The sequence below is a fragment of the Mesorhizobium sp. WSM4814 genome (genome assembly GCF_055811595.1).
On the sequence record NZ_JBVVQT010000006.1, the window covers coordinates 87,903 to 108,959 of the forward strand.

Here is a 21,057-nt window from a genome sequence, read left to right on the forward strand (position 1 = left end):
TCCCTGGATCCTGCACAGGACCCCGCTTCTATGACGCGGCACGGCCCTGTGTGGTTCCTTCGCTCGAGCGATATTCTGATTGAAGCGACATGGCCGAAGAGTGGATTGGCAGGATTGCTTGATTTAACGCCGTCAGCCCACTTCTCGCAAAATGAAGTCGTGCAGCATCTTGGCCGCCGGCGAAAGCACGCGATTTTTTACGGTGATCAGACTGTATGGCCTGACCTCGATGTCGAATTCGGTCTGGACGACGTCGATGGCGCCGGCCAGCCCCTCGGGGTTCTGGATGAACTTCGCCACCTGGATCGACACCGGCGCGATGGCGTCCGACTGCGCGACCATGACCAGGGTGAGCAGCAGCGAGCTGGTGTTGAGGATGCGGTCCGGCAGCGCGATGTTGCGGTTCAGGAAATTGCTCTCCATCGCCTGGCGCAGCGGCGAGCCGCCCGACTGGAAAACCCAGTCATAGGCGGCGGTCTCCTCCAGCCGCACCGCCTTGCCCTTGGCCAGCGGGTGGCCGCGGCGCACGATGAGGCAGGCTTTCTCGACGCCGATGACGCGGGCCTCGAACAGCCGCGGATTGAGGTCCTCGGGGATGCGCGCGATGATGAAATCGTGACGTGTGGCGATCAGTTCGCGCGCCAGCACATTGGAGGTCTCGACCTGCATGGTGATCTCGATACGCGGATAGATGCGCCGGATCTCGCGGATCGCCGGCACGGCGAGCTCGATTGCAGGGGCCGTCACCGCGCCCAGGAACACCGAGCCGCCCTTGCCCGCCTTGAGCTCGGATATCTCGCGGTCGACCTCGCGCATCTCGAGCAGGATCGAACGTGCGCGCCTCGCCAACGCCTTGCCATAGGGCGTCAGCGTGATGCCGCGCGGCAGCCTCTCGCACAGCTTGACGTCGAGCACCGCCTCCATCTCGGCGATCATGCGCGAGGCGGCGGGCTGGGAGATGTTCATGACCTGGGCTGCCGCGCTGACCCGGCCATGGTCGTCGAGGGCTGCGATCATGCGCATGTGGCGCAGACTGAGGCCGCTGCGCAGCAAGGTCTCACTCTTGCCGGGACGTTCCCCATAACCCTCTGAAAGTCCGTGAAAATCCCGGAGCGCCGCCATGATGTCCGTTTGCTCCTCGCTGGTGGCCGGCCGGCAATCCCGGCCCGATCTTTTTGGCTACTTTCAATTCTTTTGGCCACTTTCAGTATACCAGTTTGGGTATAGCAACTACCAAAGATCGCATTTGACAGTTATGGCAAAGCGCCACACCTTTGCGCGTCCTGAAACCTGACCGTCGCCAGCGAGAAAAATCGCATCGACCGGAACCAGAGTCTCAGGGCCGATTGGGAGGATACCGGAGATCGATATGGCGGCAGCGGCGCGTTTTGGCGCTCCTGCACGATCGCGCGGCCCACGAAACCCAGGGTGCGCGTCCATCAACCAGGGAGAGTTAATGTGAAGATCATCAAGACACTGGCCGCCGTCGCGGCCCTTGGCATCGCGGCCATGTCGGTCCCGGCGCAGGCAGGCGAAGGCCTCATCGGCGTGCTGATGCCGACCAAGACCTCGCAGCGCTGGATCAACGACGGCGACGCCGTCAAGTCCCAGCTCGAGGCTCTGGGCTACACTGTCGACCTGCAATATGCGCAGGACGATATCCCCAATCAGCTCAGCCAGCTCGAAAACGAAATCACCAAGGGCCCAAAGGCACTGATCATCGCCTCGATCGACGGCACCACCTTGTCGGACGCGCTGCAGAAGGCGGCTGACGCCGGCGTCGTCGTCGTCGCCTATGACCGGCTGATCAAGAAAACCCCGAATGTCGACTACTACACCACGTTCGACAATTTCGGCGTCGGCGTCATCCAGGCGAAATCGCTGCTCAAGGGCCTCGGCTATCCCGAGAACAAGGGTCCGTTCAACGTCGAACTGTTCGGCGGCTCGCCCGACGACAACAACGCCTTCTTCTTCTACGACGGCGCCATGTCCGTTCTGCAGCCGCTGATCGACGACAAGACCCTCGTCGTGAAGTCCGGCCAGATGGGCATGGACAAGGTCGGCACGCTCCGCTGGCTGGCAGCCACCGCCCAGGCCCGCATGGACAATCTGCTCTCCGCCCACTACTCGGATGGCAGCCGCGTCGATGGCGTGCTCTCGCCATATGACGGCCTGTCGCGCGGCATCATCGCCTCGCTGCGCGCCGTTGGTTACGGCACGGCCGATCAGCCATGGCCAATCGTCACCGGCCAGGATGCCGAAACCGCTTCGGTCAAGGCGATCATCGCCGGCGAGCAGTACTCGACCGTGTTCAAGGACACCCGCGAACTCGCCAAGGCGACGGTCGAGCTCGTCGACAAGGTGCTCTCGGGCGGCAAGCCGGAGGGCCTCGACACCAAGACCTACAACAACGACGTCAAGGTCGTCCCCTCGATCCTGCTGACGCCGCATGAGGTCGACAAGTCGAACTACCAGGCCCTGGTGGTCGATTCCGGCTACATCAAGGCCGAAGAACTGAAGTAACCGCAGACGTGAAACCGGGGTCCTGCGCAACGCAGGGCCCCGCTTCGTCAGTGAACGACCCCGGTATGTTTCCGGACCTCGCAGGAGTGGTATTGCCGATGGCCTCGACGATTTTGGAGATGCGTGACATCACCAAGACGTTTCCCGGCGTCAAGGCGCTTTCGAATGTCAACCTCAGCGTCGAGGAAGGCGAGATCCACGCCGTTGTCGGCGAGAACGGCGCCGGCAAGTCGACACTGATGAAGGTGCTGTCGGGTGTATATCCCGCCGGCACCTATGACGGCGAAATCGTCTATCGCGGCGATGAGTGCCAATTCAAGGGCATCCACGACAGCGAGCGTCGCGGCATCGTCATCATCCACCAGGAACTCGCACTGGTGCCGATGCTGTCGATCGCCGAAAACATCTTCCTCGGCAACGAACACGCCAGCTACGGCATCATCGACTGGAACGCCAACGAGACGCGCACCAGCGCCCTGCTCAAGAAGGTGGGCCTTAAGGAAGACCCCAAGACGCTGATTACCAATATCGGCGTCGGCAAGCAGCAACTGGTCGAGATCGCCAAGGCGCTCAGCAAGGAAGTGCAGTTGCTTATCCTCGACGAGCCGACGGCGAGCCTGTCCGAAAAGGACAGCCAGGCGCTGCTCGACCTGCTGCTCGAATTCAAGCGGCAGGGCATCACCTCGATCCTGATCTCGCACAAGCTCAACGAAATCAACCGGGTCGCCGACAAGGTCACGATCATCCGCGACGGGCGGACGATCGAAACGCTGGCGAAGAAGGACATCTCGGAAGACCGCATCATCACCTCGATGGTCGGCCGCTCGCTGGACGACCGTTATCCGTCGCGCGAGCCTGACATCGGTGAGGTCGTGCTGCAGGTGAAGAACTGGTCGGTCTATCATCCGATCCATGCCGAGCGGCAAGTGATCAAGGGTATCGATCTTGACGTCCGCAAGGGCGAGGTGGTGGGTATCGCCGGGCTGATGGGCGCCGGACGCACCGAATTCGCGATGAGCCTGTTCGGCCGCTCCTATGGCCGCCACATCACCGGCGAGGTGCTGCTCAAGGGCAAGCCCATCGATGTCTCCTCTGTCAGCAAGGCAGTCGAACACGGCATTGCTTACGTCACCGAAGACCGCAAGACCTACGGTCTCAACCTGATCGATCATATCAAGCACAACATCACGCTGGCCAATCTTCCCGGCGTGTCGCGCCATAGCGTGATCGACGACATGCGCGAGCTCGCCGTCGCCAACGACTACAAGGCCAAGACCAACATCCGCTCGTCCAGCGTTTATCAGATGACCGGCAATCTATCGGGCGGCAATCAGCAGAAGGTGGTGCTGTCGAAGTGGCTGTTCGCCAATCCGGAGGTGCTGATCCTCGACGAGCCGACGCGCGGCATCGACGTTGGCGCCAAGTATGAAATCTACACGATCATCGCGCGTCTCGCCTCGGAGGGTAAGGCGATCATCGTCATCTCGTCCGAGATGCCCGAACTGCTCGGCATCACCGACCGTATCTATGTCATGAACGAAGGACGCATCGTCGGCGAAATGGCGGCGAGCGATGCCAGCCAGGAAAAGATCATGCGCGCCATCGTTCGCGGAGAAGGAAAAGCATCATGAGCACCGAAAGCGGTCCCGTCCCGAAAAGCGGCGTCGCCGAAGATGTGCAGCAAGGGCCGCGCATTGCTGTCTCGGCGCTGGTCACCAACCTGCGCGAATACGGCCTGATCTTGGCGCTTATCGCCATCATGGTGTTCTTCCAGTACACGACATCCGGAACGCTGTTCAAGCCGGTGAACTTGAGCAACCTGGTGCAGCAGAACAGTTTTATCATCGTGATGGCGCTGGGCATGCTGCTGGTGATCGTCTCCGGCCATATCGATCTCAGCGTCGGCTCCGTCGCCGGTTTCATCGGCGCGCTGGCGGCGATGATGATGGTCATCTGGCCGCTCGGCCCGTTCAGCAATCCGCTGGTGGTGTCGATCATCTGCCTGATCGTCGGTGGTGCCATCGGCGCGGCACAGGGCTACTGGATTGCCTATCACCGAATACCGAGCTTCATCGTCACGCTGGCGGGGATGCTGATCTTCCGCGGCATCTGCCAGGCGCTGCTGGGTGGCGGGTCTTCCGTGGGCCCGCTTCCGGCCGGCTTCAAGGCGCTCAGTTCCGGCTTCATTCCCGACGTGATCGGCTCATTGACGCTGATCCCGCCGGTGGTGAACGCCGCCGGCAAGACAATCGTCGGCAGCGGCCTGACGCTGCACATGACGACGATCGTGCTCGGCCTCATTGCCGTGGTCGCCTATGCTTATTTCGGGCTCAGGGCACGGCGCAGCCGCGAGCGGCATGGCTACGAAGCCGAGCCGTTCTCGCTGTTCGTCGTCAAGACCCTGGTGACCAGCGCCCTGGCGCTGTTTCTGGTTTACCAATTCGCCACCTACAGGGGTCTGCCAATCGTTCTCGTGGTGATGGGCGTGCTGATCGCGCTGTTCGTCTTCGTCACCAAACGCATGACGGTGGGCCGCCGCATCTACGCAATGGGCGGCAATGCCAAGGCGGCGCAGCTATCGGGTATCAAGACCGAGCGGCTGACCCTGATGGTGTTCATCAATATGGGCGTGCTCTCGGCGCTCGGCGGGCTGATTATTGCGGCGCGCCTTGGCCAGGCGGTGCCGGCGGCCGGCCTCGGCAGCGAGCTCGACGTCATCGCCGCTGTGTTCATCGGCGGCGCTTCGGCGATGGGCGGCGTCGGTCAGGTGGTTGGCGCGGTGGTCGGCGGTTTCATCATGGGCGTCATGAACAACGGCATGTCGATCATGGGCGTCAATGTCGACTGGCAACAGGTGGTCAAAGGCCTGGTGCTGCTCGGCGCCGTGGTCTTCGACGTCTACAACAAGAACAAGGCTTGAGGCGAGGGAACTCATGCATGTCGCCAAACGTGTGCAGCGTGTTGGGACAACGGCACGCATGAAAGCAAGGATTAAAGCGGGCCCGTTTTCAAACGCGGCGCGCTTTTAGGAGGCACGGGTCACATCGCGGCGCTGCCGGGCGACGCAAGGAAGTCCCCCCAGGGGACCGGGCCCGCGAGCGCAATCCGGAGGAAGAATTTCACCCGTGGCGCGGACACCGTCCGAGCTGCGCCAGGAAAAGCTTGCCAGACCGGCAGGCCGGCCAAGGCAATTGAGAGAGGGTACGTCATGCTGATTTCCCAGATCCTCGACGAGGCGGAAACCATCCGCGTCGTCGCCCGCAACGGCGGCAAGACCAGAATCATCAACGGCGCCCGCAGCGTCTATTCGCTGGCGATGGAGGCCGCGCGCACCGGCACCGGGCTTGTCGCCCTCATCGAGCGCAAGGGTTTTGGTGAAGCGGTCGACCTCGATGCCGCCTACAAGAAGGGGCGGCTATTGTCGCCGATCAACCATCCCGACCCGGCGCATCTCCACCTCACCGGCACCGGGCTGACACATCTCGGCTCCGCCGCGACCCGCGATTCCATGCACAAGAAGCTCAGCAGCGACGGCGAGGAGCAGCTCACCGATTCGATGAAGATGTTCCGCATGGGGCTGGAGGGCGGCAAGCCGGCCAAGGGCCAGACCGGCGTGCAGCCGGAATGGTTCTACAAGGGCAACGGCACCATGGCAGTGGCGCCCGGTGCGGCACTTCTGTCGCCCGCCTTCGCCGAGGATGCCGGCGAGGAGCCGGAAGTCGCCGGCATCTATGTCATCGGCGACGACGGCGTCCCGTTCCGCGTCGGCTTCACGCTGTCAAACGAATTTTCCGATCACGTCACCGAGCGCGTGAACTATCTTTTCCTCGCGCACTCCAAGCTGCGCAACGCTTCGTTCGGGCCGGAAATCCTGATCGGCGAGCTGCCGTCCGACGTCAGAGGTTCCTCGCGCATCCTCCGCGACGGCCAGCTGCTGTGGGAAAAACCGTTCCTGTCGGGCGAGGCCAACATGTCGCACACCATCGCCAATCTCGAACATCACCACTTCAAATATTCGGCCTTCCGCCAGCCGGGCGACGTGCATGTGCACATGTTCGGCACCGCGACACTGTCCTTCGCCGACGGCGTCAGGACCGAGGCCGGCGATGTCTTCGAAATCGAGGCCAAGGATTTCGGCCTGCCGCTGCGCAACCCGCTTGAAATCGAGCAGCCGGTGAAGGTGGCGGTGAAGGCGCTGTGAGGTGGGCTTCTTCCTTCTCCCCTTGTGGGAGAAGGTGGATCGGCGCGCAGCGCCGAGACGAATGAGGGGTGCTGGAAGGAATGAGACGTTGGTGTTCCCTGGAACACCCCTCATCCGACCGAGCTTCGCTCGGCCACCTTCTCCCACAAGGGGAGAAGGAAGAACGCGCAGCTTCAACGCCTCAATAAATATCGAAGTCGAAATATTTGGCCTGGATCTTCTTGTAGGTGCCGTCGGCGACGATCGCGTCGATTGCGGCGTTGAGCTTTTCGCGCAGCGCATTGTCTTCCTGGCGCACGGCGATACCGGCTTCGGTCTCGGTGCCCTTGACGTCGCCGACCATCTTGCAGCAGTCATCGCTCGACTTCTTCATCCAGTCCATCAGCACGAATTTGTCTGAAAGGACAGCATCGAGACGGCCGTTCACCAGGTCGGCGACCGCCTCCTCCTGGGTTGGATAGAGCTTCGCCTCGGCGCCGGCCTTGCCATAGACATCCTGGGCATAGTCGGCCTGGGTGGTCGAAGCCTGGGCGCCGACCGTCTTGCCGGCGAGTGCCGCCGGTTCGGTCGAGGCAATATCGCTGTCCTTCAAGGCCACCAGCGAAAGCGGCGTCGTATAGTATTTGTTGGTGAAGGAGACCTGCTTCTTGCGCTCCTCGGTAATGCTCATGGATGCGATGATGGCGTCGAATTTTTTGGCCTGGAGCGCCGGGATCATGCCGTCCCAGTCCTGCGTGACAAGTTCGCATTCGACCTTCATCTGAGCGCAAAGCGCATTGGTGATGTCGATGTCGAAGCCGACGAGCTTGCCATCCGCGGTGATGGTGTTGAACGGCGGATAGGCGCCTTCAGTGGCGATCTTCAACTTTTCCTGTGCTTGCGCCGACAGCGACCCGACTGACATCGCCAGCATGGCGGCTGTTGCTGCCGATGCGATCCATCTTGAAATCTGCATTTTTTGTTCCCCTTGTTCCAACCGTATTGACGGCTAAGACAGCCAAGCACGACCCGTAAGGTCAGGCAAGCATGGTCTGATCATGGCGGGCGATCAGCGCGCGGCGCGAAAATGCTTGGACAGTTTCAGGCCCTGCGCCTGATAGTTCGAGCCGAGATCTGTGCCGTAGAGCGCCTGCGGCCGCTTCAGCATGTGCTCGTAGACCAGCCGTCCGACGATCTGGCCGTGATCGAGGATGAACGGCACTTCGTGGCTGCGCACTTCGAGCACGGCCCGGCTGCCGGTGCCGCCCGAGGCCGAATGGCCGAAACCCGGATCGAAGAAACCGGCATAGTGGACGCGGAATTCGCCGACCAGCGGATCGAAGGGCGTCATCTCAGCGGCATAGAGCGGCGGCACATGCACCGCTTCCTGGCTGACGAGGATATAAAATTCGTCCGGATCGAGCACCAGTTCGCCGGCGCCGCTCTTGTAGAGCGGGTCCCAGAAATCGACGACATCCTGCGCGGCGCGCTTGTCGACATCGACCAGGCCGGTGTGGTGCTTGCCGCGGTAGCCGACCAGCCCGTCCTTGTCGCCATCGAGGTCGATCGACAGTGCGATGCCGCCGCCGGAAATGTTCGGCGGCTCGGTGGCGACGAGCGTCTCGGCACGGTGCAATTCGTGCAGCTCGCTTTCCGACAAAAGCGCATTGCCGGTGCGGAACCGGATCTGCGACAGCCGCGAGCCGGCGCGGACGACGATCGGAAAGGTGCGCGGGCTGACTTCGAGATAGAGCGGGCCGTTGTAGCCGGCAGCGATCTTGTCGAACTCGTGGCCGCGATCGGTCATCACCCGGGTGAAGATGTCGAGCCGCCCGGTCGAGCTTTTTGGGTTGGCCGAGGCGGAAATGTTTGCCGGAAGCGCCAGGCTCTCGAGCAGCGGCACGATATAGACGCAGCCCGTCTCCAGCACCGCACCATCGGTGAGATTGATTTCGTGCAGCTTCAGGCGGTCGAGTTTTTCAGCAACCCTGTGGTTGGGGCCGGGCAGGAAGGAGGCGCGCACCCGCCAGGCCTTGTCGCCAAGCCTGAGGTCCAGGCTGGCCGGCTGGACCTGGTCGGCGTCGAGCGCGCGCGGCGACTTCAGCGCGCCAGACTGGTACAGCGCGGAAATATCCTGATCCGGAAGAATGCCTGTCTGCCGCAAAGTCTGGCTCCGCTCGAAGGCCGGGCGTGGTCTCGTCTTGTCGCAGGTTCTTGCCGTGGAACCCGCTGGTACAAACCTCTTAATCATGCCGGCAATTGACGCAAGCGCGGTGCAGGTCTAAAGGATCGTTATCCCGTGGTGATTTGGCCGGTCGGCTTGCAGCCACGTTAAACAAGTCGCTAAAGGACCGTCGGGCCGAAAGGCCGTACGACCGGTTGCGACTTTCGCGGCCGGTTTTTTTGTGTTTGGACCATTTTTTGTGTTTGGAACAAGGTGATGACGAGCAAAACGCGCAACTGGAAGCCTCAGACCGCCCTCGTGCATGCAGGAACGCTGCGTTCCGGCTTCGGCGAAACCTCCGAGGCGATGTATCTCACGCAAGGCTATGTCTACGACACGGCGCAGGCGGCGGAAGCCCGCTTCAAGGGCGAGGAACCGGGCTTCATCTATTCGCGCTATGCCAACCCGACGGTCGACATGTTCGAGAAGCGCATGTGTGCGCTGGAAGGTGCCGAAGATGCCCGCGCCACCGCATCCGGCATGGCGGCGGTGACGGCGGCGTTGCTGTGCAGTGCCCGGGCCGGCGACCACATCGTGGCGGCGCGCGCGCTGTTCGGCTCCTGTCGCTGGGTGGTCGAGACGCTGGCGCCGAAATACGGCATCGAGGCGACGCTGGTCGACGGCACCGACATCGCCAATTGGGAAAAGGCGGTCAGGCCCAACACCAAGTTGTTCTTCCTTGAAAGCCCGACCAATCCAACGCTGGAGGTCGTCGACATCGCAGCCGTAGCCTCGCTTGCCGATTCGATCGGCGCGCGGCTGATCGTCGACAACGTCTTTGCCACGCCCTTGCAGCAGAAGCCGTTGCAACTCGGCGCCCATATCGTCGTCTATTCGGCGACCAAGCACATCGACGGTCAGGGACGCTGCCTCGGCGGCATCATCCTGTCGGACAAGAAGTGGATCGACGAGAATTTGCACGACTACTTCCGCCACACCGGTCCCAGCCTCTCGCCCTTCAATGCCTGGACGCTGCTGAAGGGGCTGGAGACGCTGCCGCTGCGCGTTCGCCAGCAGACGGAAAGTGCCGGCCGGATCGCTGACTTCCTCGCCGAGCGATCGGAAATTGTCCGCGTCATCTATCCCGGCCGCGCCGATCACCCGCAGGCGGCGATCGTCAAGAAGCAGATGTCGGGCGGGTCGACGCTGATCTGCCTCGACGTCAAGGGAGGCAAGCAGGCGGCCTTCGCCTTCCAGAACGCGCTCGATGTCGTGCTGATCTCCAACAATCTCGGTGACGCCAAGAGCCTGATCACCCATCCGGCGACGACGACACACAAGAATCTGAGCGACGAGGCGCGGGCCGAACTTGGCATCGGGCCAGGCACGCTCAGGCTGTCCGTCGGACTGGAGGACACTGACGACCTGCTCGAAGACATCGAGCAGGCCTTGAAAGCCGCCAGGTAGGGATACGCGCCGAACTGCTGCGCTGTGATCTGCAAAGCAGGCGCGGTCAGGCGCCCGACGGCGTCTCTTCCAATTCCGCAACGGCGCTGGTTTGGATGGTCATCGTGTTGCCGCGCCAGTCGACGGCACCGCTGAGCCAGCCGCGCACCCAGATGGCGGGAAGCATCACGTCCCGCGCAACCATCGCCGGGATCATGCGCAGCGACAGGTGCCAGCCCTTGGCCGAGGCGAGAGCGCATTCCGGCAGATAGGCGACTATCAGCACGGCGATGGCGGTAGCCGGCAGGCTGAAACCGGCGCCTGCTGCCGCAACCAGCGCAAGCACCAGCGGCGGCGCCGCTCCGATCAGGATCTCGGGCGCGAAAAACAGTGGGAAGGTGACGCGACGCAGGCGTGCCCAGCGGGCCTGGCGCGACCAGATTTCGCCAAATGTGCGCAAGCCGAGCGGCTGTTCGAAGGGCGCGGCAACGAGATTGACGCGCAGTCCGAGCCCGTTGACCAGCTTGGTCGCGGCGGCATCCTCGGCAATCTCGGCGGCAAGCGCACGGATGCCGCCATTGGCGTCGAGCAATGGCTTGTTCCACAGCATGCTCTTGCCCTGGGCGAAACCGAGGCCGAGCGCCTCGCCGGTATATTGCCAGCGCGCCTGCAGCGTGTTGAGGAAAGCGCATTCGACCTCCGCCCAGAACCCGTCCGGCCGCGAGCCGATCGGCGTCGAGCAGACGAGGCCGGTGTCCTGCCGCCATGCCGTCATCAGATGCTGGACATAGTCCCTCGGCATTAGGACGTTGGAATCGGCAAGGATGACCCAGTGGTGGCGCGCGGCCTCCCAGGCCTTCACGCAATTGTTGAGTTTTGGATTGCCGCTGATGCGGTCGTCGCCGACCAGCAGCCGGGCCGGCACGGCCGGAAAGCGGGCTATCGCATCGGTGATCGGCCCGACCACCGGGTCGTCGGCATGGGCGACGCAGAAAATGAGCTCATAGTGCGGCCAGTCGAGCGAGAAGGCGCGCTCGAGCGTCTCCTCGGTAAACGGCTCGACGCCGCGCGACGGCACGACGATCGACACCGGCGGCGCCTCGACGGCTGGCGGCGTGATCCTGCCAGGCCGCTTCAGCTTCAACGAAGCGAGCAGGATGCTGGCGAGATTGACAACAAGCAGAGCTATGGAAAGCAAGGCGGCTGTGACTGTCAATTCCATCAATATCTGGTCGCTCCAGAAAAAACCGGCCGCATGAAAGCCGTTTTCAACAGTTCGACAGAATGCTGAGTCGCCCGGCCCTGCACACCATCCCCGGCCCTGCACACCATCATTGTCACGTGTCACTTAAATGACATTGTTGTTCGGCACCTGCGCTTAACAAATTCGGGCAACGATGGCAGACACCGAGGGGACGCACCCCGTTGACCGAACTGCGGAGAGGGTCGAATGTTCCGTCTGCATAGTGTGGAGTGATTTATGTACAGCGCCGTCACGCGCGACATCGAAGTGCAGGTCAGGCCGTTCTATCTGGAAGACCGCTCCGACCCGTCGGAGAACCGCTATGTCTGGGGCTACCAGGTGACCATCGACAACCAGTCGGATGAATTCGTGCAGCTTCTGTCGCGCTACTGGCAGATCACCGACGGCACCGGCCGGGTCGAAGAGGTGCGCGGCGCCGGCGTTGTCGGCGACCAGCCTGAACTCAATCCCGGCGATAGTTATCAGTATACGTCTGGCTGCCCACTCTCGACGCCATCCGGCATCATGGTCGGCCACTACACGATGCGCAATAAGCGGGGTGAGACGTTCGACGTCGCCATCCCCGCCTTTTCGCTCGACCTGCCGGGCACGCGGCGGACAGTGAACTGAGGCTCACTTGGGCTTCTCGCCCCAGGGCGAGGGGCGAGAAACCAAGCTCTGCGAAGGCACCGAGGCAGCACTGACGCCGGCTATTGAGCCGCAGCAAATTCCGCCGGGTCGAAGTCATATTGCTTCGAGCAGAATTCGCAGGCGACGTGAATGCCGCCATCCTCGGTGCTGTCCCTGATCTCGTCGGCGGAGAAGCCTCCGAGAATGCCGCGGATCTTCTCCCTGGAGCATGAGCACTGGTCGGCTACCGGCACGCCGCCAAAGACGCGCACGCCGTGCTCGTGGAACAGCCGGTAAAGCAACCGCTCGGCGCCGATCGTCGGGTCGATCAGTTCCGTCGGCTCGATGGTGCCAAGCAACGCCAGCAGTTCCTGCCAGGAATTGTCGGCCGGATCATGGATCTCCTCGCGCGGATCGCCGTCGCCACCCGGAAGGTCGGGCACGCGCATGCGCTCCGCCGATTGCGGCAGGAACTGTGCCAGGATGCCACCGGCGCGCCATTGCTCGCGGGCACCGCCGATGCCGGGCGTCAACAGCTTGGCCACCGAAAGCCTGAGATCGGTCGGGATCTGCTCCGACTGCCGGAAATAGGTGCGGGCGGCCTCCTCCAGCGTCTCGCCGTCGAGTTGGACGATGCCCTGATAGCGCTGCGTGTGGGCGCCCTGGTCGATAGTCAGCGCCAGCACACCGCTGCCGAGCAGCGTCCGCTGCGAGGTCTCGCCGGCAGAAATCAGTGCCTCCAGCCGGTCGGCGTCAAAGCGGGCATAGGCGCGCAGCGCATGCGGCGTGGAAAAATCCGCCACCAGCATGTCGACCGGCCCGTCGGTGCGGGTCTGCAGGATAAACTTGCCTTCGAACTTGAGCGAGGTGCCGAGCAGCACCGTCAGCACGCAGGCTTCCGCCAGCAGGCGGGCGACCGGCTCGGGATAGTCATGACGGCTGAGGATCGCGTCGAGCATCGGCCCGAGCTGGACGGTGCGGCCGCGCACGTCGAGCGGGCCGACCTCGAAGGGCACGACATGATCGTCGCCGGCGTAGCCGAATTCGCCGAGTTTGGGTTGATGTTCAGCCAATTGACGGGTTTCCAACATGACAAAGCTCCGGGGCGCGGCGATGCCGCCCTCCGGGGCGCATGCGTCGAAACGCGCTCGATTTGCGTGATGCGCCTGAGATAGGCATCACGCACTCCCGGATCAAGGCGGCCGGGATCAAGGCGGCCCGGATCACGGTGACCAGGATCACAGCAGCCCGGATCAAGCGCCGAGGCACCAGGCCAAAACCGCCTTCTGGGCGTGGAGCCGGTTCTCGGCCTCGTCGAACACCACCGAATGCGGGCCGTCGATGACTTCGTCGGTGACCTCCTCGCCGCGATGCGCCGGCAGGCAGTGCATGAACAACGCGTCGGGCTTTGCCTTCGCCATCAGTGCCGCATTGACCTGATAGGGTGAGAAGACATTGTGGCCGCGAGCACGGTGCTCCTGGCCCATCGACACCCAGCAATCGGTAACGACACAGTCGGCCTCGTGGACGGCCTCCTCGGGCGAGCGGGTGAAGTTCAACTTGCCGCCATGCGCCCTCGACCAGTCGACATGCTTCTGCGCCGGCTCGCTGCCTTCCGGCACGGCCACGTTGAGGTTGAAGCGGAACCGCGCCGAGGCCTCCAGCAGCGAATGCAGCACGTTGTTGCCGTCGCCGGTCCAGGCGATGGTCTTGCCGGCGACCGGGCCGCGATGCTCCTCGAAGGTCATGATGTCGGCCATCAGCTGGCAGGGATGGGTGTCGTCGGTCAACCCGTTGATGACGGGGACGGTCGCGTTCTCGGTCAGCTCCAGCAGCCGGTCATGCGACGTGGTGCGGATCATGATCGCATCGACATAGCGCGACAGCACCTTGGCCGTGTCGGCGATGGTTTCGGAGCGGCCGAGCTGCATCTCGGCGCCGGTCAGCATGATGGTCTCGCCGCCGAGCTGGCGCATGCCGACGTCGAACGACACGCGCGTGCGCGTCGACGGCTTGTCGAAGATCATCGCCAGCACCTTGCCTTCGAGCGGTTTTGTCCGCTCGCCGGCCTTCAGCCTTGCCTTTCGCACGACGGCATCGTCCAGCATAAGGCGCAGATCGCCCTCGGAAACGGCGGAAAGATCGGTGAAATGGCGAAGGCTCATCTTGGGTCTTCCGACTGTTATTTCGCCGCAGCCGCGGCGATGGCGTCCGACAGGCCCCGGGCGCCGGCGCGGATGCGGTCGAGCGCCTCATGGATCTCGGCGTCGGTGACGGTGAGCGGCGGCAGCAGGCGAAGAACGTTGTCGCCGGCCGGAACCGCCAGCAGATGCTGGTCGCGCAACGCCATGTTCACCTTGGTGTTGGGCGCGGCGCATTTCAGGCCGAGCATCAGGCCGCTGCCTCTGATGTCTTCGATGACATCAGGAAATTCGTCGGCGACACCCGCCAGCCCCTGCTTCAGCAGCAACGCCTTGCGCTGCACATCCTCCAGAAAACCGTCTTCCAGCACCACGTCGAGCACGGCGTTGCCGACCGCCATCGCCAGCGGATTGCCGCCGAAAGTGGTGCCGTGCACGCCGGCGGTCATGCCGACGGCGGCCTCGTCGGTGGCGAGGCAGGCGCCCACCGGGAAACCGCCGCCGATGCCCTTGGCGACCGCCATGATGTCGGGCGTGACGCCAGCCCATTCATGCGCGAACAGTTTTCCGGTGCGGCCGATGCCGCACTGGACCTCGTCGAAGATCAGCAGCAGATCATGCTGTTCGCAGAGCTGCCTCAGCCGCTTCAGCGACTGCGTCGGCACCGGGCGAATACCGCCCTCGCCCTGCACCGGCTCGATCAGGATCGCGGCGGTCTCTGATGTGATCGCCTTTTCGACGGCGTCGATGTCGTCGAAACCGACCTGGTCGAAACCTTCGACCTTAGGGCCGAAACCTTCCAAATATTTATACTGGCCGCCGGCGGCGATGGTCGCCAGCGTGCGGCCATGAAAAGCGCCTTCGAAGGTGACGATGCGAAAGCGCTCGGGATGGCCCTTGACGAAATGGTAGCGCCGCGCCGTCTTGATGGCGCATTCCAGCGCCTCGGCGCCGGAATTGGTGAAGAACACCTTGTCGGCGAAGGTGGCGTCGGCCAGCCGCTCGCCCAGACGGCTCTGCCCCGGAATCTCGTACAGGTTGGAGACATGCCAGAGCTTGGCCGCCTGCTCGGTGAGTGCCGAGACCAGATGCGGATGGCTGTGGCCCAGCGAATTCACGGCAACGCCGCCGCCAAAATCGAGATATCGCTCGCCCTTGTCGGTGACCAGCCAAGTGCCTTCCCCATGGTCGAAGGCCAGGGGCGCGCGGGTAAAGGTCTCGAAAAGCGCCGAACCGCTCATTATATGCGTCTCCGGAACCGGAAAATCAAAAAGCCGCCAAAGCGGCGGCTTGTGCGGCTTATCGTGTTTTTCGGCCATGAAGTCAACGAAAACGTCGCGCAAGGAAGCGCGGCAAGCTTTCCAGCGAGACGCCGGCTCATCAGCGACCGGGCAAGTTGGGGAAAACCGAAAAAACCGATTCGTGTTGGCCCTCGGACTCTTGTCACCGAGTCAGCGCATAAGGTAATTGTAGGTCGAGAAATAACTAGATTTCGTGCGGCGGACCTAATCACCCGATATATGTGGTGTCTGCCCGGCGGAAGCCGGATCGTGGAAGGATTCCGATCGCCGCACATTTCAGCAGGAGCGCGGTCTCATGAATTGGACTGACGAGCGGGTCGAACTTCTTAGAAAATTGTGGTCGGAGGGGCTGAGCGCCAGCCAGATCGCCGCACAGCTTGGGGGTGTCAGCCGCAATGCTGTCATCGGCAAGGTGCATCGGCTGAAACTGTCGGGCCGCGGACGTGCGACTGCCACGCCGGCACGCCAGAAGAAGAGCGTGCAGGGATCGACCGTGCAGAAATCGGTGTCGCGGGCCGCGAGCACTGCGCGGCATATCACCACGTCGATCGGCGCGACCGCGCTGCAGGCGCAATTCGACGCCGTACCGGTGACGCGTCATTATGTCCGTCCGGTCGAGAACGTCGTCGTGCCGATCTCGCGGCATCTGCAGCTCGTCGAATTGACCGAGCGGACATGCAAATGGCCGAATGGCGATCCGCTTTCGGAGGAGTTCCATTTCTGCGGCAACGACGCGGCCGAAACCGGACCCTATTGCAAGTATCACGCCCGCGTTGCGTTTCAGCCCGCTTCGGAGCGGCGGCGCAGTAGGTAGGGGAATAGGGGAGTAAGGCAGTACGGCAGTATGGGGTGAACTGCAAAAGGCTGCGCTCGTGAGGCGCCATCTTTCCCTACTGCCCTACTGCCCTACTGCCCTACTGCCCTACTGCCCTACTGCCCTACTGCCCTACTGCCCTACTGCCCTACTCTTCACAGCCAGCCGCTCTTGCGGAAGCGCCAGTAGAGAACCGAGCAGACCAAAATAATCGCTCCCAGAACCACCGGGTAGCCATATTCCATCCTAAGTTCCGGCATGTCGTTGAAGTTCATGCCGTAGATGCCTGCGAGCGCCGTCGGCACCGCCAGGATTGCAGCCCATGAGGCGAGCTTCTTGGTGATCGCCGTTTCTTGGCTCTGGCCAACCAGGAGGCTCGCCTCGAAGGCAAATGCGAGCACCTCCCGCAAGCTGTCGATCTTCTCCTGGACGGTGCGGATGTGGTCGGTGACGTCGCGGAACAGTGGGTGCATGGCCGCATGGATCTGCGGCAGGTCGGCGCTGGTCAACCGGCGGCAGACTTCCACCAGCGGCAGCGCGGCGTTGCGCAGGCGCAAGAGATCGCGGCGCAGCATATAGAGCCGCTCTATGTCGGAGCCGGTCATCGGCTTCAGCAGAACCCTGTCCTCGATCGCCTCGACCTCGTCCTCGATCTGCTCGAGCACCGGCATGTAGTTGTCGACGATGAAATCGAGAATGGCATAGAGGACGAAATCCTCGCCTTTGGCTAGCGAATGCGGGCAGCTTTCCCAATGCTGGCGAACGACGGCATAAGAAGTCGACGGACCGTGCCTGACGCTGACGATGTAGCCGGCGCCGACGAACAGATGCGTCTCGCCGAAGGTGACGCGCCTGTCGATCAGTTGAGCCGTGCGGGCAACGATGAACAACGCATCGCCATATTGCTCGATCTTCGGCCGCTGATGCGGATGCTCGGCGTCCTCGATCGCCAGATCGTGCAGGTGGAATTGCGCCTGGACACGAAGCAACAGGTCGCGGTCCGGCTCCAGCAGGCCGATCCAGACGACATGACCTGGCTTCTTGGCCCAATCGCCGGCTTCCTCGATCGGAATGTCGGCGACACGCCGGCCGGCGGTATAGACGCTGGAAGCGACGATGGCCGATGTCGGCGGGGCCGGCGTCAGGTTCCGAACGGTCTCCATCGCTACCTCCTGGAGGCGTGGCCTCGGGTCAGGATCAGGAACGTTCGGTAAAGCTTAGCCTAAATCAGCAATGGGTTCGAGAGGCAGCCGTTCACTTCGCCGGTAGCGTTGCGGGAAGCACAATCTTGTCTGTCTTGTCGCCCTTCGGCCGCTCGGCCGGCATCTGGTCGCCGGTGACGATGTAGTAGATCGTTTCGGCGATATTGGTGGCGTGGTCGCCGATCCGCTCGATGTTCTTGGCGCAGAACAGCAGGTGCGTGCAGGGCGTGATGTTGCGCGGATCTTCCATCATGTAGGTCAGCAACTCGCGAAACAGCGAGGTGTACACGGCGTCGATCTGATCGTCGCGGTCACGCACGAAGCCGATCTTTTCCACCGAGCGCGACGCGTAGACGTCGAGCACTTCCTTGAGCTGCGTCAACGCCAGGTCGGCTAAGGCCGCAATGCCGCGGAACAGGCTGGTCGGCTGGCGCCCTTCTGTGACGGCAACCACGCGCTTGGCGACATTCTTGCCGAGGTCGCCGACCCGCTCGAGATCCGCCGAGATGCGGATCGCGCCGACGATCTCGCGCAAATCCGTCGCCATCGGCTGGCGCTTGGCGATGATGATGATCGCCTTGTCGTCGATCTCGCGCTGCCCCTGGTCAAGAACGGCATCGTCGCGGATGACCTTCTGGGCAAGGCCAGGGTCGGCGTTGACCAGGGCCGCAATCGCCTGTTCGACCATGCGTTCGGCATGCCCGCCCATCGCGGCAATGCGCTTCGACAGATATTTCAGCTCCTCGTCATAGGCGCTGACGATGTGCACGGACTGCATGGAATGCCTTCCCGGGTCTTCTGGTCCGAGTCGTTCCTCGAATCCCCGCTGATACGCTAGCCGGATGACAGAAAAAAGAAACCGTTAGAGCGACGTGCGTCCACTAGGCCACAGAGTAGGCTCTAAAGTCCTGTATCCACGCATCCAGCGGTCCTAAAGTCTTCCGGTACTCGGGCCGGCGCGTTCTTAGATAGTGAGGTGTCAGTGCGCCGGCAAATGCACCGTGAAAGCTGCGCCGTTGCCGACCTCCGACTTGATCGACAGTCTGGCGTTGTGGCGCGTCAGGATATGCTTGACGATGGACAGGCCTAGGCCGGTGCCCTTCTGGGTCCGGCTGTTTTCGACGTCGACGCGGTAGAAACGTTCGGTGATGCGCGGGATGTGCTCCTCGGGAATGCCGGGCCCGAAGTCCCGGATGGTGACGTCGATGCCCGGTTCGGGACCGTCATCGCTGTGGGCAATCGTCACCACGACACGTCCACCCGACTGTCCGTATTTGCAGGCGTTTTCCAGCAGATTTTCGAAAACCTGGAAAAGTTCATCGCGATCCCCCGGCACATTGAGTGGTCCTTTCGCGAAATCCCGCTCGATGGCAACGCCGTTTTCCCGGGCAAGCGGACCCAGCGAATCGATGACGCTGTCGAGGGTCTGGCGGAGATCGACCTCGGTTCCCGGCTTCAGATAGGGTTTCATCTCCAGCCGCGACAGCGACAGCAGGTCGTCGATCAGGCGCGCCATGCGGCCGGTCTGGTTGTGCATGATCTGCAGGAACTGCTCGCGCGCCGCCGGGTCGTTGCGGGCCGGGCCGCGCAGCGTCTCGATGAAACCGGAAATCGAGGCGAGCGGAGTTCGCAGCTCATGGCTGGCATTGGCGATGAAGTCGGCCCGCATCCGGTCGATGCGGCGCGCCTCGCTCTGGTCCTTGAAGACCAGCACATAGAGGTCGGTGCCGTGGCCGACCGAAGATGCACTCACGCGATAGGCCCGTTCGACCGGCAGCTTTTCGGTATATTCGACGACGTCCGAAGCGGCGGCGCCCGACAGGATACTGTCCAGCAAGGCCTGCATCTCGGGCGCCCGGAATTTCAGCGACAGCGACATGCCCGGTGCAATGCCGCCGAAGGCGGCGAAGGCGGCGGCGTTGGCATGGACGATCGTCGCGGTGCGATCGAAGATGATCAGCGGATCGGCAACGGCGGCCGCCAGATATTCTCCCGACAGCTGTTGTAGCCCGCCCGCCTCAATCGCCGCGGCATCCTCCGCGGATTGGCGCGCTACGCCGGCCGGCAGCATCGCGGCGAGCAGCAGCACAGCACATGCCAGCAGCACAACATGGAAGGACATGTCTGCGAAACCATAGACCGTCAAGATCGCGACGATGCCGGTCGCAAGCAGCCAGCGGCTGTTCCACAACCGGGTGGCGACGGCTTGCGCCGTGGTTCGCTGTTCTGCGCCGCCCATATCAGCCATTGTCAGCTACTGTCAGCCATTCGCGCGCACTGTGCCTCCGTCCCCACCCCGACCGGCAGGTTGGAAATTTCCCGCTGACCGGCGCTATCACTAAATCTGCTGCATCGTTCCTTTCGAAAATCGATTCCGATTTTCGGGCCGATGCAGTAAGGCTCCCAATAGCATGAGTCCGGAAGCTGGAAAGGTTCGTCTCGATGAAAAACCCCAAGGAAGATGCTGCCGCGCCTGTTCCAGGTCCGCAAAAGATCCGGATCAACGGCAAGGAGTTCGAGTTCGACATCGAGGATCCCAAGCTTCCGGACTGGATCGAGGACAACAAGCTGACCGCCGGCGGCTACCCCTACGACAAGAAAATGAAAAGCGACGAGTATGACGAGACGCTCGAGCGGCTGCAGATCGAGTTGGTCAAGGCACAGGCATGGCTGCAATCGACGGGCAAGCGGGTGATGTCGCTGTTCGAAGGACGCGATGCCGCCGGCAAGGGCGGCACAATCTTCGCGCTGCGCCAGTACATGAACCCCAGGACAGCGCGCAACGTGGCGCTGACCAAGCCTAGCCCAACCGAAATCGGGCAATGGTATTTCCAGCGCTATGTCGCGCACTTTCCGACATCCGGCGAGTTCGTCACCTTCGACCGCTCCTGGTACAATCGCGCCGGCGTCGAGCCGGTTATGGGCTTCTGCACGCCGGAGCAGCATCAGAAATTCCTGGACGAGACGCCGTATTTTGAACGGATGATCTGTAACGAGGGCATCCATTTCTTCAAATTCTGGCTGAACATCGGTCGGGAAACACAGCTCGAGCGGTTTCACGATCGCCGCTGGAGTCCTTTGAAGAACTGGAAATTCTCGCCGATCGACATTGCCGGCATCGCCAAATGGGACGACTACACCAAGGCGCGCGATCTCATGTTCGAACGCACGCATAAGGAATTCGCGCCCTGGATCATCATACAGGCCAACGACAAGCGGCGCGCGCGACTTGCCATCATCCGGCGCATCCTGTTGTCGCTTCCCTATGACGGCCGCGATCTCGACGCCATCGGCAAGGAAGACAAGAAGATCATCGGGGAAGGGCCTTCGTTCCTGGGAAGACAGGCCTGAAGCGCTGCCGCGCGCCCCAAGGACGCGCGGCACGATTCCGGATATTCCTGTCATTCTGCCGA

General features: G+C 62.6%; 18 protein-coding genes and 1 riboswitch. Of the genes, 8 read left to right on the forward strand and 10 right to left on the reverse strand.

Annotated features, from left to right (window positions below; genetic code table 11):
- Positions 1-132 precede the first annotated feature (132 nt).
- A complete protein-coding gene (locus tag AC0L2V_RS12405) occupies positions 133-1,122 on the reverse strand; it encodes a LysR family transcriptional regulator (protein ID WP_091600229.1) in 990 nt (329 codons plus the stop codon).
- Between the two features lie 336 nt (positions 1,123-1,458).
- On the opposite strand from AC0L2V_RS12405, the gene chvE reads away from it, so the two are divergent.
- From chvE to araD1, 4 genes are all read left to right on the forward strand, one after another.
- Positions 1,459-2,523, forward strand: a complete 1,065-nt coding sequence (chvE, locus tag AC0L2V_RS12410; RefSeq protein WP_473520207.1) for a multiple monosaccharide ABC transporter substrate-binding protein — start codon at positions 1,459-1,461, stop codon at positions 2,521-2,523.
- Between the two features lie 98 nt (positions 2,524-2,621).
- Positions 2,622-4,154: a multiple monosaccharide ABC transporter ATP-binding protein gene (gene mmsA, locus AC0L2V_RS12415; protein WP_473520208.1), complete on the forward strand. Its 1,533-nt coding sequence runs from the start codon at positions 2,622-2,624 to the stop codon at positions 4,152-4,154.
- Positions 4,151-5,443, forward strand: a complete 1,293-nt coding sequence (gene mmsB / locus AC0L2V_RS12420) for a multiple monosaccharide ABC transporter permease (protein ID WP_473520209.1) — start codon at positions 4,151-4,153, stop codon at positions 5,441-5,443. The genes mmsA and mmsB overlap by 4 nt, the downstream gene beginning before the upstream one ends.
- 288 nt (positions 5,444-5,731) lie before the next feature.
- Complete coding sequence (araD1, locus tag AC0L2V_RS12425) at positions 5,732-6,724, forward strand: AraD1 family protein (protein ID WP_023802192.1); 993 nt, start codon at positions 5,732-5,734, stop codon at positions 6,722-6,724.
- 181 nt (positions 6,725-6,905) lie between these two features.
- On the opposite strand, the gene AC0L2V_RS12430 is transcribed toward araD1, so the two are convergent.
- The gene (locus AC0L2V_RS12430; protein ID WP_473520258.1) at positions 6,906-7,637 is read right to left on the reverse strand and encodes an ABC transporter substrate-binding protein; all 732 of its coding nucleotides are present in this window, start codon (positions 7,635-7,637) and stop codon (positions 6,906-6,908) included.
- A 135-nt stretch (positions 7,638-7,772) separates the two neighbouring features.
- Complete coding sequence (locus AC0L2V_RS12435; RefSeq protein ID WP_023802190.1) at positions 7,773-8,867, reverse strand: 2'-deoxycytidine 5'-triphosphate deaminase; 1,095 nt, start codon at positions 8,865-8,867, stop codon at positions 7,773-7,775.
- Between the two features lie 125 nt (positions 8,868-8,992).
- Positions 8,993-9,070, forward strand: a riboswitch (SAM riboswitch).
- Between the two features lie 73 nt (positions 9,071-9,143).
- Between AC0L2V_RS12435 and AC0L2V_RS12440 the strand changes: the two genes are divergently transcribed.
- Positions 9,144-10,334 (forward strand): O-succinylhomoserine sulfhydrylase, encoded by a 1,191-nt coding sequence (locus AC0L2V_RS12440; protein WP_128177929.1) that lies wholly within the window; start codon positions 9,144-9,146, stop codon positions 10,332-10,334.
- Positions 10,335-10,380: 46 nt separating this feature from the next.
- Here AC0L2V_RS12440 and AC0L2V_RS12445 read toward each other — a convergent pair whose 3' ends face one another.
- A complete protein-coding gene (locus AC0L2V_RS12445; RefSeq protein ID WP_473520210.1) occupies positions 10,381-11,535 on the reverse strand; it encodes a ceramide glucosyltransferase in 1,155 nt (384 codons plus the stop codon).
- A 258-nt stretch (positions 11,536-11,793) separates the two neighbouring features.
- On the opposite strand from AC0L2V_RS12445, the gene apaG reads away from it, so the two are divergent.
- Positions 11,794-12,186, forward strand: a complete 393-nt coding sequence (gene apaG / locus AC0L2V_RS12450; RefSeq protein ID WP_023802187.1) for a Co2+/Mg2+ efflux protein ApaG — start codon at positions 11,794-11,796, stop codon at positions 12,184-12,186.
- A gap of 80 nt (positions 12,187-12,266) precedes the next feature.
- Here apaG and AC0L2V_RS12455 read toward each other — a convergent pair whose 3' ends face one another.
- From AC0L2V_RS12455 to AC0L2V_RS12465, 3 genes are all read right to left on the reverse strand, one after another.
- Positions 12,267-13,277, reverse strand: a complete 1,011-nt coding sequence (locus AC0L2V_RS12455) for an Hsp33 family molecular chaperone (RefSeq protein WP_167366584.1) — start codon at positions 13,275-13,277, stop codon at positions 12,267-12,269.
- 162 nt (positions 13,278-13,439) lie between these two features.
- On the reverse strand, positions 13,440-14,351 hold the full coding sequence (gene argF / locus AC0L2V_RS12460; RefSeq protein ID WP_027155178.1) for an ornithine carbamoyltransferase: 912 nt from the start codon (positions 14,349-14,351) through the stop codon (positions 13,440-13,442).
- Between the two features lie 17 nt (positions 14,352-14,368).
- The gene (locus AC0L2V_RS12465) at positions 14,369-15,568 is read right to left on the reverse strand and encodes an acetylornithine transaminase (RefSeq protein ID WP_473520211.1); all 1,200 of its coding nucleotides are present in this window, start codon (positions 15,566-15,568) and stop codon (positions 14,369-14,371) included.
- 355 nt (positions 15,569-15,923) lie between these two features.
- Here AC0L2V_RS12465 and AC0L2V_RS12470 point away from each other — a divergent pair, with 355 nt between their 5' ends.
- The gene (locus tag AC0L2V_RS12470) at positions 15,924-16,442 is read left to right on the forward strand and encodes a GcrA family cell cycle regulator (RefSeq protein WP_027155176.1); all 519 of its coding nucleotides are present in this window, start codon (positions 15,924-15,926) and stop codon (positions 16,440-16,442) included.
- A gap of 155 nt (positions 16,443-16,597) precedes the next feature.
- On the opposite strand, the gene AC0L2V_RS12475 is transcribed toward AC0L2V_RS12470, so the two are convergent.
- From AC0L2V_RS12475 to AC0L2V_RS12485, 3 genes are all read right to left on the reverse strand, one after another.
- Complete coding sequence (locus AC0L2V_RS12475; protein WP_473520212.1) at positions 16,598-17,605, reverse strand: magnesium and cobalt transport protein CorA; 1,008 nt, start codon at positions 17,603-17,605, stop codon at positions 16,598-16,600.
- Positions 17,606-17,696: 91 nt separating this feature from the next.
- The gene (gene phoU / locus AC0L2V_RS12480) at positions 17,697-18,422 is read right to left on the reverse strand and encodes a phosphate signaling complex protein PhoU (RefSeq protein ID WP_473520213.1); all 726 of its coding nucleotides are present in this window, start codon (positions 18,420-18,422) and stop codon (positions 17,697-17,699) included.
- Positions 18,423-18,623: 201 nt separating this feature from the next.
- Entirely contained in the window at positions 18,624-19,892 is a 1,269-nt protein-coding gene (locus AC0L2V_RS12485) for a sensor histidine kinase (protein ID WP_473520214.1), read from the reverse strand.
- A gap of 194 nt (positions 19,893-20,086) precedes the next feature.
- Here AC0L2V_RS12485 and ppk2 point away from each other — a divergent pair, with 194 nt between their 5' ends.
- Positions 20,087-20,995, forward strand: coding sequence for a polyphosphate kinase 2 (gene ppk2 / locus AC0L2V_RS12490; protein WP_027155172.1), 909 nt, complete (start codon positions 20,087-20,089; stop codon positions 20,993-20,995).
- Positions 20,996-21,057 lie beyond the last annotated feature (62 nt).